We start from the raw sequence: 16099 nt of genomic DNA on the forward strand, positions 1-16099 counted from the left end.
CTCGGCGTCGTCAACCATGTCGGCCTTGTTCAGGAACACGACGATGTAGGGAACGCCTACCTGACGGGACAGCAGGATGTGCTCGCGGGTCTGCGGCATGGGGCCGTCAGCAGCCGAGCAAACCAGGATCGCGCCGTCCATCTGGGCAGCACCGGTGATCATGTTCTTCACGTAGTCGGCGTGGCCCGGGCAGTCTACGTGAGCGTAGTGGCGTACCGGCGAGTCGTATTCGACGTGCGAAGTGTTGATGGTGATACCACGGGCTTTCTCTTCCGGCGCGTTGTCGATCTGGTCGAAGGCGCGAGCGGAGCCACCCCAGGTCTCGGAGCAGACCTTGGTCAGAGCAGCGGTCAGAGTGGTTTTACCGTGGTCAACGTGACCGATGGTGCCGACGTTGACGTGCGGTTTGTTACGTTCAAATTTTTCCTTAGCCACGACAGTAACCTCTTACTTAAAGGGCTGAATCAAGCTTGTTTTTTAACCAGCGCTTCGACGATGTTCGACGGAGCTTCGGCGTATTTGGAGAATTCCATGGAGTAGCTCGCGCGACCCTGGGACATGGAACGTACGTCGGTCGCATAACCGAACATCTCGCCCAGCGGAACCTCGGCACGGATAACCTTACCGGAAACCGAGTCTTCCATCCCCTGAATCAGACCGCGACGACGGTTCAGGTCGCCCATCACGTCGCCCATGTAGTCCTCAGGAGTCACCACTTCCACCTTCATGATCGGCTCGAGCACCTTGCCGCCGCCCTTCTGGGCCAGCTGCTTGGTCGCCATGGAAGCAGCGATCTTGAACGCCATCTCGTTGGAGTCGACGTCGTGGTAGGAACCATCGAACACGGTGGCCTTCAGGCCGATGAGCGGATAGCCGGCGACGACGCCGTTCTTCATCTGCTCTTCGATGCCCTTCTGGATCGCCGGGATGTATTCCTTCGGAACCACACCACCCACAACTTCGCTGGTGAACACCAGACCTTCGGTGATGTTGCCCTTCTCATCCACATCCGGAGTCGAGAAGCGGATCCAGCAGTGACCGAACTGGCCGCGACCACCGGACTGGCGAACGAACTTGCCTTCGATCTCGACGTTGTCCTTGGAGATGGTTTCGCGATAGGAAACCTGCGGCTTGCCGATGTTGGCCTCGACGCCGAACTCGCGCTTCATGCGGTCGACGAGGATGTCCAGGTGCAGCTCACCCATACCGGAGATGATGGTCTGGCCGGTTTCTTCGTCGGTCTTGACGCGGAACGACGGGTCTTCCTGGGCCAGTTTGCCGAGGGCGATGCCCATCTTCTCCTGGTCAGCCTTGGTCTTCGGCTCGACAGCTACCGAGATGACCGGCTCCGGGAAGTCCATGCGCTCGAGGATGATCGGCTTCTCGATGTCGCACAGGGTGTCACCGGTGGTGACGTCCTTCATGCCGATCAGAGCCGCGATGTCGCCAGCGCGCACTTCTTTGATCTCGTCACGCTGGTTGGCGTGCATCTGCACCATACGACCAACGCGCTCTTTCTTGCCCTTCACGGAGTTGATAACGGAGTTACCGGACTCCAGAACGCCCGAGTAGACGCGGACGAAGGTCAGGGTACCGACGAACGGGTCGGTAGCGATCTTGAACGCCAGAGCGGAGAACGGAGCGTTGTCGTCAGCCGGACGCTCGTCATGGATCTCGTTGTCATCGGTGCTGTCCGGGTGGACGCCCTGGATGGCCGGGATCTCGGTCGGAGCAGGCAGGAAGTCGATGACGGCGTCCAGAACCAGGGGCACGCCCTTGTTCTTGAAGGACGAACCGCAGACCGCCGGAACGATTTCGCAGGCGATGGTACGCTGGCGCAGGCCGGCCTTGATCTCTTCGATCGTCAGCTCACCCTCTTCCAGGTACTTGTTCATCAGCTCTTCGTTGGCCTCGGCAGCAGCCTCGACCATGTTGTTGCGCCATTCGTTGGCCAGGTCCAGCAGCTCAGCGGGAATCTCTTCCTCGCGGTAGCTGGTGCCCTTGTCGTCTTCGTTCCAGTAGATGGCCTTCATCTTCATCAGGTCGATCTGACCCTGGAAGTCATCTTCTGCACCGATGGCCAGCTGAACCGGAACCGGGGTGTGGCCCAGGCGGTTCTTGATCTGAGCGACGACGCGCAGGAAGTTGGCGCCGGCACGGTCCATCTTGTTCACGTAGACGATACGCGGAACGCCGTACTTGTTGGCCTGACGCCATACGGTTTCGGACTGCGGCTCAACGCCGGAGGTGCCGCAGAACACCACGACAGCGCCGTCCAGTACGCGCAGGGAGCGCTCGACTTCAATGGTGAAGTCTACGTGGCCGGGGGTGTCGATGACGTTTACGCGGTACTTGTCGTACTGGCCGCGCGAACCTTCCCAGAAGGTCGTGATCGCAGCGGAAGTGATGGTGATACCACGCTCCTGCTCCTGCACCATCCAGTCGGTGGTAGCAGCGCCGTCGTGCACCTCACCCATCTTGTGGCTGAGACCTGTGTAGAACAGGATCCGCTCGGTAGTGGTGGTCTTGCCCGCGTCGACGTGGGCGCAGATACCAATGTTCCGGTAGCGGTTAATTGCTGTAGTACGAGCCATAAAGCCCTCGCAAAAGAATGGAAGCCGCGATTAGAAGCGGTAGTGGGAGAAGGCCTTGTTGGCTTCAGCCATACGGTGCACGTCTTCACGCTTCTTGACGGCGGCGCCTTTGCCTTCGGCGGCATCCAGCAGCTCGCCGGCGAGGCGCAGGGCCATGGACTTCTCGCCGCGCTTGCGGGCGTAGTCCACCAGCCAGCGCATGGCCAGGGCATTACGACGGGACGGACGTACTTCGACCGGAACCTGGTAGGTAGCACCGCCTACACGGCGCGACTTCACTTCGACCAGCGGAGCGATGGCGTCGAGAGCTTTCTCGAAGAGTTCCAGGGGGTCACCTTTACCGCGCTCTTTGACCTTGTCCAGAGCACCGTAAACGATACGCTCGGCAACGGCTTTCTTGCCGCTTTCCATCACGTGGTTCATGAACTTGGCCAGAATCTGGCTTCCGTATTTCGGATCGGCCAGGATCTCACGTTTGGCCGCTACACGACGTCTTGGCATTGATAAGCCCTCAAACGGTCTTCAGGTTAGCCCGGGACTGCAACACTTTGGTTACGCGCCCGACCTTACTCTTATCGACTCAGCAAATAGGAAAAATGGATTACTTCGGACGCTTGGCGCCGTACTTCGAACGACCCTGCTTACGGTCTTTGACACCCGAGGTGTCCAGCGAACCGCGCACGGTGTGGTAACGCACACCCGGAAGGTCCTTTACACGACCGCCACGGATCAGCACTACGCTGTGCTCTTGCAGGTTGTGACCTTCACCACCGATGTACGAAGTGACTTCGTAGCCGTTGGTCAGGCGAACACGGCATACCTTACGCAGTGCCGAGTTCGGCTTTTTCGGCGTGGTGGTGTATACGCGGGTGCATACGCCACGACGTTGCGGGCAGTTCTGCAGCGCCGGCACGTCGCTCTTGTCGACCATGCGCTTGCGCGGCTTACGCACCAGCTGGTTGATAGTTGCCATCTATAGCTCCACTGATTGTCTTACGACACTTAAACGAAATGGCAGAGCATGCGCCCTGCCAATTTTCGGGGTACAAAATACTAAAGAGCTTCCAGCACCCCGTCAAGACAAAGCCCCGGCTGTCAGGACAGCCGGGGCTTCGCTCAAGGCTTAATTGCCACTCAGGTTGAGCGCTTCGGCCAGTGCTGCTTCGGCTTCGCTGGCGCTCACGCGCTGCGGTTTGCCGAGCTCGCGCTGACGCTTGCGCTCGCTGTGATAGGCAAGGCCGGTACCCGCCGGGATCAGTCGACCGACCACCACGTTTTCCTTCAGGCCGCGCAGGAAGTCGCGCTTGCCGGTGACCGCCGCCTCGGTGAGGACGCGGGTGGTCTCCTGGAAGGAAGCCGCGGAGATGAACGACTCGGTCGACAGCGAGGCCTTGGTGATGCCCAGCAGGACGCGCTCGTACTTGGCCGGGAACTTGTCCACGCTGCCCAGCACTTCGTTCTCTTCCAGCACGTGAACCAGTTCGACCTGGTCGCCCTTGATGAAGGAGGAGTCGCCCGACTCGGCCACTTCGACCTTGCGCAGCATCTGCCGCAGGATGGTCTCGATGTGCTTGTCGTTGATCTTCACGCCCTGCAGGCGGTACACGTCCTGGATCTCGTTGACGATGTACTTGGCCAGCTCGCTGACGCCCAGCAGACGCAGGATGTCGTGCGGGTTGCTCGGACCATCGGAGATCACCTCGCCGCGGTTCACCTGTTCGCCTTCGAACACGTTCAGGTGACGCCACTTCGGAATCAGCTCCTCGTACGGATCGCTACCGTCGTTCGGAGTGATGACCAGGCGGCGCTTGCCCTTGGTTTCCTTGCCGAAGGAGATGGTGCCGCTGATTTCCGCCAGGATCGAAGGCTCTTTCGGACGACGAGCTTCGAACAGGTCGGCAACGCGCGGCAGACCACCGGTGATGTCGCGGGTCTTCGAGGTTTCCTGCGGGATACGTGCAACCACGTCACCCACGCGCACCTTGGCGCCGTCGGTCAGGTTGACCAGCGCGTTGGCGGGCAGGAAGTACTGCGCCGGCACGTCGGTGCCCGGCAGCAGCAGGTCCTTGCCTGCGGCGTCGATCAGCTTCACCGCCGGACGGATGTCCTTGCCGGAAGCCGGACGGTCTTTCGGATCCATCACTTCGATGTTGGTCAGACCGGTGAGTTCGTCGGTCTGGCGCTTGACGGTGATGTTCTCTTCCATGCCGGCGAAGGCAACGGTACCGTCCACTTCGGTGACGATCGGGTGGGTGTGCGGGTCCCACTTGGCGACGATGGCGCCCGGATCGACCTTGTCACCTTCCTTCACGGAGATCACGGCACCGTACGGCAGCTTGTAGCGCTCGCGCTCGCGACCGAAGTCGTCGGCCACGGCCAGCTCGCCGGAACGGGAAACCGCCACCAGCGCGCCGTCGGCACGCTCGACATGCTTCAGGTTGTGCAGGCGGATGGTACCGCCGTTCTTCACCTGGACGTTATCCACGGCGGAGGTCCGGCTGGCCGCACCACCGATGTGGAAGGTACGCATGGTCAGCTGGGTACCCGGCTCACCGATCGACTGCGCGGCGATGACGCCGACCGCTTCACCGATGTTCACCTGGTGACCACGGGCCAGATCGCGGCCGTAGCACTTGGAGCAGATGCCGTGACGGGTTTCGCAGGTGATCGGCGAACGGACCAGGACTTCGTCGACGCTCATCTGCTCGAGGAAATCGACCCACTTCTCGTCGATCAGGGTGCCGGCCGGCACGATGACGTCGTCGCCACCGGGCTTGAACACGTCGCGCGCGACCACACGGCCGAGCACGCGCTCGCCCAGCGGCTCCACCACGTCGCCGCCTTCGATGTGCGGGGACATCAGCAGGCCGTGCTCGGTGCCACAGTCGATCTCGGTCACCACCAGGTCCTGGGCCACGTCGACGAGACGACGGGTCAGGTAACCGGAGTTCGCGGTCTTCAGTGCGGTATCCGCCAGACCTTTACGAGCACCGTGAGTGGAGATGAAGTACTGGAGTACGTTCAGGCCTTCACGGAAGTTCGCGGTGATCGGGGTCTCGATGATCGAGCCGTCCGGCTTGGCCATCAGGCCACGCATACCGGCCAGCTGACGGATCTGGGCCGCGGAACCCCGCGCACCGGAGTCCGCCATCATGTACATGGAGTTGAAGGACTCCTGGTCGACTTCCTTGCCCTCGCGGTCGATGACCTTCTCTTTCGAGAGGTTGGCCATCATCGCCTTGGACACTTCGTCGTTGGCCTTGGACCAGAGGTCGATCACCTTGTTGTACTTCTCGCCCTGGGTTACCAGGCCGGAGGCGTACTGGGTCTCGATCTCCTTCACTTCCTCGGTGGCGGCATTGATGATGCGCGCCTTCTCGTCCGGGATGACGAAGTCGTTCACGCCGATCGAGACGCCGGAGATGGTCGAGTAGGCGAAGCCGGTGTACATCAGTTGGTCGGCGAAGATGACGGTGTCCTTCAGACCCACCACGCGGTAGCAGTGGTTGATCAGCTTGGAGATCGCCTTCTTCTTCATCGGCTGGTTGACCACGTCGTACGGCAAGCCTGCCGGCACGACCTGGAACAGCAGCGCGCGGCCGACGGTGGAGTCGACGATGCGGGTGTTGGCGGTCAGGCTGCCGTCTTCGTTCTTGATCTTCTCGTTGATCCGTACTTTCACGCGGGCGTGCAGGGACACCTGGCCGCTGCGGTACGCGCGGTCGACTTCCTGCAGGTCGGCGAAGGCCATGCCCTCGCCCTTGGCGTTGATGGCTTCACGGGTCATGTAGTACAGACCCATCACCACGTCCTGCGACGGCACGATGATCGGCTCGCCGTTGGCGGGCGAGAGGATGTTGTTGGTCGACATCATCAGCGCGCGCGCTTCCAGCTGGGCCTCGAGGGTCAGCGGAACGTGCACGGCCATCTGGTCACCGTCGAAGTCGGCGTTGTACGCCGCGCAAACCAGCGGGTGCAGCTGGATCGCCTTGCCTTCGATGAGCACCGGCTCGAACGCCTGGATACCCAGACGGTGCAGGGTCGGCGCACGGTTCAGCAGCACGGGGTGTTCGCGGATGACTTCGGCGAGAACGTCCCAGACCTCGGGCAGTTCGCGCTCGACCATCTTCTTCGCGGCCTTGATGGTAGTCGCCATGCCACGGGCTTCGAGCTTGCCGAAGATGAACGGCTTGAACAGCTCGAGGGCCATCTTCTTGGGCAGACCGCACTGGTGCAGGCGCAGGGTCGGGCCGACGGTGATTACCGAACGACCGGAGTAGTCCACGCGCTTGCCGAGCAGGTTCTGACGGAAGCGACCTTGCTTGCCCTTGATCATGTCGGCCAGGGACTTCAGCGGGCGCTTGTTCGAGCCGGTGATGGCGCGACCGCGGCGGCCGTTATCCAGCAGGGCGTCGACGGCTTCCTGCAGCATGCGCTTTTCGTTGCGCACGATGATGTCCGGAGCGGCCAGGTCGAGCAGGCGCTTCAGACGGTTGTTACGGTTGATCACCCGGCGATACAGATCGTTCAGATCCGAAGTCGCGAAGCGGCCGCCATCCAGCGGAACCAGCGGACGCAGGTCCGGCGGCAGCACCGGCAGGACGGTCAGCACCATCCACTCCGGATGGTTGCCGGAGCCCTGGAAGGCTTCCATCAGCTTCAGGCGCTTGGACAGCTTCTTGATCTTGGTTTCCGAGTTGGTCTGCGGAATCTCTTCGCGCAGGCGGCCGATCTCGTGCTCCAGGTCGATCTGGTTGAGCAACTCGCGAACGGCCTCGGCGCCCATGCGCGCGTCGAAGTCGTCACCGAACTCTTCGAGGGCTTCGAAGTACTGCTCGTCGTTCAGCAGCTGGCCCTTCTCCAGGGTGGTCATGCCCGGATCGATCACCACGTAGCTCTCGAAATAGAGCACGCGCTCGATGTCACGCAGGGTCATGTCCAGCAGCAGGCCGATACGGGACGGCAGGGACTTCAGGAACCAGATGTGGGCGACCGGCGAGGCCAGTTCGATGTGGCCCATGCGCTCGCGGCGCACCTTGGCCAGGGCGACTTCGACGCCGCACTTCTCGCAGATCACGCCACGGTGCTTCAGGCGCTTGTACTTACCGCACAGGCACTCGTAGTCCTTCACCGGGCCGAAGATCTTGGCGCAGAACAGACCATCGCGCTCCGGCTTGAAGGTACGGTAGTTGATGGTCTCCGGCTTCTTAACTTCGCCGAAGGACCAGGAACGAATCATCTCGGGCGAGGCCAGACCAATACGGATGGCATCGAACTCCTCGATTTGACCCTGGTTTTTCAACAGATTGAGCAAGTCTTTCAAGGCCTTTCCTCCTCACGGACCCGGTGCGGCGGCTGACCGCCGCACCGTTCTAGCGTCACGTGTTATTCGGTTTCCAGTTCGATATCGATGCCGAGCGAGCGGATCTCTTTGATCAGCACGTTGAAGGACTCGGGCATGCCGGCCTCCATGCGGTGATCCCCGTCCACGATGTTCTTGTACATCTTGGTACGGCCGTTCACGTCGTCCGACTTCACGGTCAGCATTTCCTGCAGGGTGTAGGCGGCGCCGTAGGCTTCCAGCGCCCAGACCTCCATCTCCCCGAAACGCTGGCCACCGAACTGCGCCTTACCACCCAGCGGCTGCTGGGTGACCAGGCTGTAGGAGCCGGTGGAACGTGCGTGCATCTTGTCATCGACCAGGTGGTTCAGCTTGAGCATGTACATGTAACCAACGGTGGTCGTACGCTCGAACTGGTTGCCGGTGCGGCCGTCGAACAGGCGCATCTGGCCGCTCTCCGGCAGGTCGGCCAGCTTCAGCATGGCCTTGATCTCGCGCTCCTTGGCACCGTCGAACACCGGGGTAGCCATGGGCACGCCGCCCTTGAGGTTGTTGGCCAGAGCGACGATCTCGTTATCGGACAGCTCTTCCAGGCTCTCCTGGCGGCCACCGATCTCGTTGTAGATCTCGTTCAGGAACTGGCGCAGCTCGGCGATCTTGCGCTGCTCTTCGAGCATGCGGTTGATCTTCTCGCCCAGGCCCTTGGCCGCGAGGCCCAGGTGGGTTTCGAGGATCTGACCGACGTTCATACGCGAAGGTACGCCCAGCGGGTTCAGAACGATGTCCACCGGCGTGCCGTTGACGTCGTGCGGCATGTCTTCGACCGGCATGATCACCGAGACCACACCCTTGTTACCGTGACGGCCGGCCATCTTGTCGCCCGGCTGGATGCGGCGCTTGATGGCGAGGTAGACCTTGACGATCTTCAGCACGCCCGGAGCCAGGTCGTCGCCCTGCTGCAGCTTGCGCTTCTTGTCCTCGAACTTGTCGTCGAGCATCTGACGGCGGTCGCTGAGGTAGGCCTGGGCCTTCTCCAGCTGCTCGTTCAGGGCGTCTTCGGCCATGCGCAGCTTGAACCACTGGCCGCGCTCGAGACCGTCGAGGTACTCGTCGGTGATCTCGGTGCCTTTCTTCAGCGCCGGGCCGCCATCGGCGACGGCGCCGACCAGGGCCGAACGCAGACGCTCGAAGGTGGCGCCTTCGACGATGCGGAACTCCTCGTTGAGGTCCTTGCGGATCTCGTCGAGCTGCATCTTCTCGATGGACAGGGCGCGGCTGTCGCGCTCCACGCCGTCGCGGGTGAAGACCTGGACGTCGATCACGGTGCCCTTGGTGCCAGTCGGCACGCGCAGGGAGGTGTCCTTCACGTCGGACGCCTTCTCACCGAAGATCGCGCGCAGCAGCTTCTCTTCCGGAGTCAGCTGGGTCTCGCCTTTCGGGGTGACCTTGCCGACCAGGATGTCGCCGGCCTGCACTTCGGCGCCGACGTAGACGATGCCAGCTTCGTCCAGCTTGTTCAGCGCGGCCTCACCCACGTTCGGGATGTCCGCGGTGATTTCTTCTGGGCCGAGCTTGGTGTCACGGGCGACGCAGGTCAGTTCCTGGATGTGGATCGTGGTGAAACGATCTTCCTGGACCACGCGCTCGGACAGGCAGATGGAGTCTTCGAAGTTGAAGCCGTTCCAGGGCATGAACGCGACGCGCATGTTCTGGCCCAGGGCCAGTTCACCCATGTCGGTGGACGGACCGTCGGCGAGGATGTCGCCACGGGCGATCACGTCACCCTTGCTCACCAGCGGACGCTGGTTGATGCAGGTGTTCTGGTTGGAACGGGTGTACTTGGTCAGGTTGTAGATGTCGACGCCGGCTTCGCCGGTTTCGACTTCGTCGTCCGCCACGCGCACCACGATACGGCTGGCGTCGACCGAGTCGATCACGCCGCCGCGGCGAGCCACCACGCAGACGCCGGAGTCACGGGCGACGTTGCGCTCCATGCCGGTGCCCACCAGCGGCTTGTCGGCGCGCAGGGTCGGAACGGCCTGACGCTGCATGTTCGAACCCATGAGCGCACGGTTGGCGTCGTCGTGCTCGAGGAACGGAATCAGCGAGGCAGCGACGGAAACGACCTGCTTCGGCGATACGTCCATGAGGGTGACGTCTTCCGGCGCCTTCACGGTGAATTCGTTCAGGTGACGTACGGCGACCAGCTCGTCGATCAGGCGGCCCTTCGCGTCCAGGGTCGCGGAGGCCTGGGCGATCACGTGGTCGGCCTCTTCGATGGCGGAGAGGAACACGATCTCGTCGCTGACCAGGCCTTCCTTCACCACGCGGTACGGGCTTTCCAGGAAGCCGTACTTGTTGGTGCGGGCGTAGGTCGCCAGGGAGTTGATCAGACCGATGTTCGGACCTTCAGGGGTTTCGATCGGGCACACGCGGCCGTAGTGGGTCGGGTGTACGTCACGGACCTCGAAGCCCGCGCGCTCACGGGTCAGACCACCTGGGCCGAGTGCGGAGACGCGGCGTTTGTGGGTGATCTCGGAGAGCGGGTTGTTCTGGTCCATGAACTGCGACAGCTGGCTGGAACCGAAGAACTCCTTGATCGCGGCGGCCACCGGCTTGGCGTTGATCAGGTCCTGCGGCATCAGGCCTTCGCTTTCGGCCATGGACAGGCGTTCCTTGACCGCGCGTTCGACGCGCACCAGGCCCACGCGGAACTGGTTCTCGGCCATCTCGCCGACGCAACGCACGCGACGGTTGCCCAGGTGGTCGATGTCGTCGACGATGCCCTTGCCGTTACGGATGTCGACCAGAGTGCGCAGTACGTCGACGATGTCTTCCTTGCTCAGCACGCCCGGACCTTCGATCTCGCTGCGGCCGATGCGGCGGTTGAACTTCATGCGGCCGACGGCGGACAGGTCGTAGCGCTCGGCGCTGAAGAACAGGTTGCCGAACAGGGTCTCTGCGGCTTCCTTGGTCGGCGGCTCGCCGGGACGCATCATGCGGTAGATCTCGACCAGGGCTTCCAGCTGGTTGCCGGTGGAGTCGATCTTCAGCGTGTCGGAGATGAACGGACCGCAGTCGATGTCGTTGGTGTACAGGGTTTCCAGGCGCACGACCTGGGCCTTGGCGATCTTCGCCAGTACGTCGACGGTCAGCTCGGTGTTGCATTCGGCGATGATCTCGCCGGTAGCCGGGTGCACGACAGCCTTGGCCACGGTACGGCCAATAAGGTAGTCGAAGGGCACTTCCAGCTCGGTGATGCCAGCCTTCTCCAGCTGGTTGATGTGCCGCGCGGTGATACGGCGGCCCGCTTCGACGATGACCTTGCCGGCGGCATCCTTGATGTCGAAGCTGGCGATCTCGCCGCGCAGACGGTGCGGCACCAGCTCCAGACGCAGACCTTCGCCCTTGATGTGGTAGACGTTGGTCGCGTAGAAGGCATCGAGGATCTCCTCGGTGCTATAGCCCAGCGCGCGCAGCAGGACGGACGCCGGCAGCTTGCGGCGACGGTCGATACGGACGAACACGCAGTCCTTCGGATCGAATTCGAAGTCCAGCCAGGAACCGCGGTAAGGAATGATGCGCGCGGAGTACAGCAGCTTGCCGGAGCTGTGGGTCTTGCCACGGTCGTGGTCGAAGAACACACCCGGGGAACGGTGCAGCTGGGAAACGATGACGCGCTCGGTACCGTTGATGATGAAGGTACCGTTCTCGGTCATCAGGGGGATTTCCCCCATGTAGACTTCCTGCTCCTTGATGTCCTTGATCGCTTTGCTCGACGACTCTTTGTCGAAGATGATCAGGCGCACTTTCACCCGCAGCGGGACGGCGAAGGTCACGCCGCGCAGCACGCACTCCTTGACGTCGAAGGCCGGCTCACCCAGGCGATAACCGACGTATTCCAGGGCAGCGTTGCCGGAATAGCTGATAATCGGGAAAACGGACTTGAAGGCCGCATGCAGACCGATGTCGCGGATCTGATCCTTGCTTGCACCTGCCTGCAGGAATTCGCGATAGGAATCCAGCTGGATGGCCAGCAAATACGGCACATCCATGACGTCCGGCAACTTGCTAAAGTCCTTGCGGATACGTTTTTTCTCAGTGTATGAGTAAGCCATCAGCGTTCCCCAGCTTGGTCACCTGCTTGTTTGGCCTCTCCCACGGGAGCAGCCGAAAAATCGTGCAAACCTGGCGTTTGCGCCACCCCTGAGGGTGGGAGTTTTCCGTTATGGGAAGGGGCCTGTCGGCACCCCACCCAGAACGGAAAAAGGCCGGTGGCAAAAGCCACCAGCCATCAGCCTGTCGCTTGACGCTCGGGCTGTAGACGCAAGGGGCGAGCTTACTTGAGCTCGACCTTGGCGCCAGCTTCTTCCAGGGCTTTCTTGGCAGCTTCGGCCTCTTCTTTCGAAGCGCCTTCCTTGACCACGCCCGGGGCGCCGTCAACGACAGCCTTGGCTTCTTTCAGGCCCAGGCCGGTCAGTTCACGAACGACCTTGATCACGTTCACTTTCTTGTCGCCAGCTTCGGCCAGGACGATGGTGAACTCGGTCTGCTCTTCGGCAGCGGCAGCGGCAACAGCCGGGCCAGCGGCAACAGCGGCAGCAGCGGTAACGCCGAACTTCTCTTCCATCGCCTTGATCAGTTCAACGATCTGCATGACGGACATTTCGGATACGGCGTTGATGATGTCTTCGTTGGTCAGAGCCATGACTCTAATTCCTGTATTGGGTGACGGCGCTCGCGCCATCGATTAAACAAAAAAGGTTTGAAAGCGTACCGGTTGCCTTAGGCAGCGGCGGCTTCTTTCTGGTCGCGAATAGCCGCCAGAGTACGAGCCAGCTTGCTGGTAGCGCCTTGGATCACGCTCATCAGCTGTGCAACGGCTTCGTTGTAGGTCGGCAGGGTCGCCAGAACGTCGATCTGATTGGCTGCGAGGAATTGACCCTCGAACGCGGCCGCCTTGATCTCGAACTTGTCCTGACCCTTGGCGAACTCCTTGAAGATACGGGCGGCAGCGCCCGGATGTTCGTTGGAGAAAGCGATCAGGGTCGGGCCCTTGAACGTGTCGTTGAGCACTTCGAACTGAGTGCCTTCAACGGCGCGCTTGAGCAGGGTGTTACGTACGACTTTCACGTACACACCAGCTGCGCGGGCCTCTTTACGGAGTCCGGTCATTGCGCCGACGGTCACGCCACGGGCATCAGCCACGACAGCGGACAGACCGGCTTTGGCAGCCTCGTTGACTTCAGCGACGATGGCCTTCTTGTCTTCGAGTTTGATTGCCACGGGTTTACTCCTGGATGTTACCGTTTCGTCCAGCCGGAGCCGGACGGCGTTTTGGTGTCTGATCCGGTTAACGAATCGGGAGCACCATCTGCGTAGGCTTGTGGTTTAAGGCTTGCGCCGCCTACGGTCTTGGACAGCCCCCGCCAGGCAGGGACCCCAATACTTGCGGGTGATGGGCCAGGCCCACCACCCGACTTTGTCTTATCAGCCTTCCAGGGAAGCCTGATCGATCTGCAGACCCGGGCCCATGGTGGTGCTCAGGGTCACGCGCTGAACGTACACGCCCTTCGAGGAGGCGGGCTTCAGGCGTTTCAGGTCAGCCAGCAGAGCTTCGACGTTCTGCTTCAGCTTGACCGGCTCGAAATCGATCTTGCCAACGGAGGCGTGGATGATGCCGTTCTTGTCGGTACGGAAGCGAACCTGACCAGCCTTGGCGTTCTTCACGGCAGTGGCTACGTCCGGGGTCACGGTACCGACTTTCGGGTTCGGCATCAGGCCGCGCGGGCCGAGAACCTGACCCAGCTGACCGACAACGCGCATCGCGTCCGGGGAGGCGATGACCACGTCGTAGCTCAGGTCGCCGGCCTTCATCTCGGCAGCCAGCTCGTCCATGCCGACCTTGTCGGCGCCTGCAGCCAGAGCGGCTTCAGCAGCCGGGCCCTGGGTGAAGACGGCAACGCGGACGCTCTTGCCGGTACCGTTCGGCAGAACGGTGGCACCACGAACGACCTGGTCGGATTTACGCGGATCGACGCCCAGGTTGATGGCGATGTCCACGGACTCCTTGAACTTGATGGTCGACAGCTCGGCCAGCAGTTTGGCGGCATCTTCGAAGCCGTATTGCTTGCCGGCTTCGATTTTCTCGGCGATAGCCTTTTGACGCTTGGTCAGCTTAGCCATTACACACCCTCCACGTTGAGGCCCATGCTACGCGCGGAACCGGCGATGGTACGCACGGCCGCATCCATGTCAGCTGCGGTCAGATCGGCCTGCTTGGCCTTGGCGATCTCTTCCAGCTGAGCACGGGTAACGGTGCCCACTTTCTGGCTGTTCGGGCGGCTGGAACCGCTGCTGATGCCAGCAGCTTTCTTCAGCAGTACCGAAGCAGGGGTGCTCTTGGTTTCGAAGGTGAAGCTGCGGTCGCTGTAAACGGTGATGATCACCGGAGTCGGCAGACCGGGCTCCATGCCCTGGGTCTTGGCGTTGAACGCCTTGCAGAACTCCATGATGTTCACGCCATGCTGACCCAGAGCGGGACCAACCGGCGGCGACGGGTTGGCTTGACCAGCCTTTACCTGCAGCTTGATGTAAGCCTGAATTTTCTTAGCCATGTGCTACTCCAGTTACGGGTTCTAGCGCCACAAGGGCTCCCCGGTTGCTTTCGCGTTTATCCCAAGGACGACAAAACCCCGCAGCCTCTGGCTGCGGGGTGTGGGATGCATTGTGCCAGTCAGACTTTCTCGACTTGGCTGAACTCCAGCTCTACCGGGGTAGAGCGACCGAAAATGAGCACTGCGACCTGGATCCGGCTCTTTTCGTAGTTGACCTCTTCAACCACGCCATTGAAGTCCGCGAAGGGACCGTCGATGACGCGAACGGTTTCGCCCGGCTCGAAGAGCGTCTTCGGCTTGGGCTTGTCGCCACTGTCGGCGACGCGACGCAGGATGGCTTCAGCCTCCTTGTCGGTAATCGGAGCCGGCTTGTCAGCGGTACCGCCGATGAAGCCCATGACGCGAGGAGTGTCCTTGACCAGGTGCCAGGTACCCTCGTTCATTTCCATCTGCACCAGCACGTAGCCGGGGAAGAACTTGCGCTCGCTCTTGCGCTTCTGGCCGTTACGCATCTCCACGACTTCTTCCGTGGGGACCAGAATCTCGCCGAAGCCATCTTCCATGCCGGCCAGTTTGACCCGCTCGATCAGCGAGCGCATGACATGCTTCTCGTAACCCGAGTAGGCATGCACAACGTACCAACGCTTAGCCACGGAACACCCTTAACCTACGATCATGGAAACAAGCCAACCCAGCAGGGAATCGAGCCCCCACAGCACCAGCGCCATTACCAGCACTACTGCGACCACGATCATGGTGGTCTGAGTCGTTTCTTGGCGAGTCGGCCATACGACCTTGCGAATCTCGGCGCGCGCCTCTTTCGCCAGGGTGAAGAAAGCGCGACCCTTGACGGTCTGCAGGGCTACGAAGCCAGCAACAGCCGCCAGAACAAGGATACCGAGCACGCGATAGAGGAGCGGTTGAGCGGAGTAATACTGGTTGGCGACGACGCCGACCACAACAACCACTGCGACCAAGAGCCACTTCAAGATATCGAAACGCGACTCTTTGGCTTCTGCCTTCGCATTCATCTGCTGGGAATCCCGTTGAAGAAATGCCAAATTCCGTCGAGAAATTTGGCAGGCCAGGAGGGAATCGAACCCCCAACCTGCGGTTTTGGAGACCGCCGCTCTGCCAATTGAGCTACTGGCCTAGAACAAAGTCAGGCCGACCATTATGCCGGCCTGAGAGGGAAAGATCAATCGATTATTCGATGATCTTGGCAACCACGCCGGCGCCAACGGTACGGCCACCTTCGCGGATAGCGAAGCGCAGGCCGTCTTCCATGGCGATCGGAGCGATCAGGGTAACGGTCATCTTGACGTTGTCACCCGGCATTACCATCTCGACGCCTTCCGGCAGCTCGCAGTTGCCGGTCACGTCGGTGGTACGGAAGTAGAACTGCGGACGGTAGCCCTTGAAGAACGGGGTGTGACGACCACCTTCTTCCTTGGACAGCACGTACACTTCGCACTCGAACTTGGTGTGCGGCTTGATGGTGCCCGGCTTGGCCAGAACCTGGCCACGCTCTACGTCTTCACGCTTGG

At 61.4% G+C, this 16099-nt stretch carries 13 protein-coding genes and 1 tRNA gene; all 14 read right to left on the minus strand.

Features of this window, described 5'->3' with window-relative positions:
• Nucleotides 1–435 (minus strand): GTP-binding protein (locus BM060_RS31770; protein WP_143096620.1); only part of this gene is annotated, 435 nt, incomplete at its 3' end.
• 29 nt (nt 436–464) lie between these two features.
• Entirely contained in the window at nt 465–2594 is a 2130-nt protein-coding gene (gene fusA / locus BM060_RS31775) for an elongation factor G (protein WP_074986510.1), read from the minus strand.
• Between the two features lie 30 nt (nt 2595–2624).
• On the minus strand, nt 2625–3095 hold the full coding sequence (rpsG, locus tag BM060_RS31780; protein WP_074986512.1) for a 30S ribosomal protein S7: 471 nt from the start codon (nt 3093–3095) through the stop codon (nt 2625–2627).
• Nucleotides 3096–3195: 100 nt separating this feature from the next.
• Complete coding sequence (gene rpsL, locus BM060_RS31785; RefSeq protein WP_009617130.1) at nt 3196–3567, minus strand: 30S ribosomal protein S12; 372 nt, start codon at nt 3565–3567, stop codon at nt 3196–3198.
• Between the two features lie 150 nt (nt 3568–3717).
• Nucleotides 3718–7917: a DNA-directed RNA polymerase subunit beta' gene (gene rpoC, locus BM060_RS31790; RefSeq protein WP_074986514.1), complete on the minus strand. Its 4200-nt coding sequence runs from the start codon at nt 7915–7917 to the stop codon at nt 3718–3720.
• A gap of 62 nt (nt 7918–7979) precedes the next feature.
• Nucleotides 7980–12053 (minus strand): DNA-directed RNA polymerase subunit beta, encoded by a 4074-nt coding sequence (gene rpoB, locus BM060_RS31795; protein WP_074986516.1) that lies wholly within the window; start codon nt 12051–12053, stop codon nt 7980–7982.
• A 221-nt stretch (nt 12054–12274) separates the two neighbouring features.
• A complete protein-coding gene (rplL, locus tag BM060_RS31800) occupies nt 12275–12643 on the minus strand; it encodes a 50S ribosomal protein L7/L12 (RefSeq protein ID WP_009617125.1) in 369 nt (122 codons plus the stop codon).
• Between the two features lie 77 nt (nt 12644–12720).
• Nucleotides 12721–13221: a 50S ribosomal protein L10 gene (rplJ, locus tag BM060_RS31805; protein WP_009617123.1), complete on the minus strand. Its 501-nt coding sequence runs from the start codon at nt 13219–13221 to the stop codon at nt 12721–12723.
• A gap of 204 nt (nt 13222–13425) precedes the next feature.
• On the minus strand, nt 13426–14121 hold the full coding sequence (gene rplA / locus BM060_RS31810; RefSeq protein ID WP_074986520.1) for a 50S ribosomal protein L1: 696 nt from the start codon (nt 14119–14121) through the stop codon (nt 13426–13428).
• Nucleotides 14121–14552, minus strand: a complete 432-nt coding sequence (rplK, locus tag BM060_RS31815; RefSeq protein WP_074986522.1) for a 50S ribosomal protein L11 — start codon at nt 14550–14552, stop codon at nt 14121–14123. Before rplK ends, rplA begins: the two co-directional genes overlap by 1 nt.
• Nucleotides 14553–14671: 119 nt before the next feature.
• On the minus strand, nt 14672–15205 hold the full coding sequence (gene nusG / locus BM060_RS31820; protein ID WP_074986525.1) for a transcription termination/antitermination protein NusG: 534 nt from the start codon (nt 15203–15205) through the stop codon (nt 14672–14674).
• 9 nt (nt 15206–15214) lie between these two features.
• Complete coding sequence (gene secE, locus BM060_RS31825) at nt 15215–15583, minus strand: preprotein translocase subunit SecE (RefSeq protein WP_074986527.1); 369 nt, start codon at nt 15581–15583, stop codon at nt 15215–15217.
• Between the two features lie 46 nt (nt 15584–15629).
• A tRNA-Trp gene (locus tag BM060_RS31830) sits at nt 15630–15705 on the minus strand.
• A gap of 53 nt (nt 15706–15758) precedes the next feature.
• Nucleotides 15759–16099, minus strand: a 341-nt coding sequence (locus tag BM060_RS31835) for an EF-Tu C-terminal domain-related protein (protein WP_074986529.1), incomplete at its 5' end; no start/stop codon positions are given.

Source organism: Pseudomonas citronellolis (assembly GCF_900112375.1).
Classification (GTDB): domain Bacteria; phylum Pseudomonadota; class Gammaproteobacteria; order Pseudomonadales; family Pseudomonadaceae; genus Pseudomonas; species Pseudomonas citronellolis.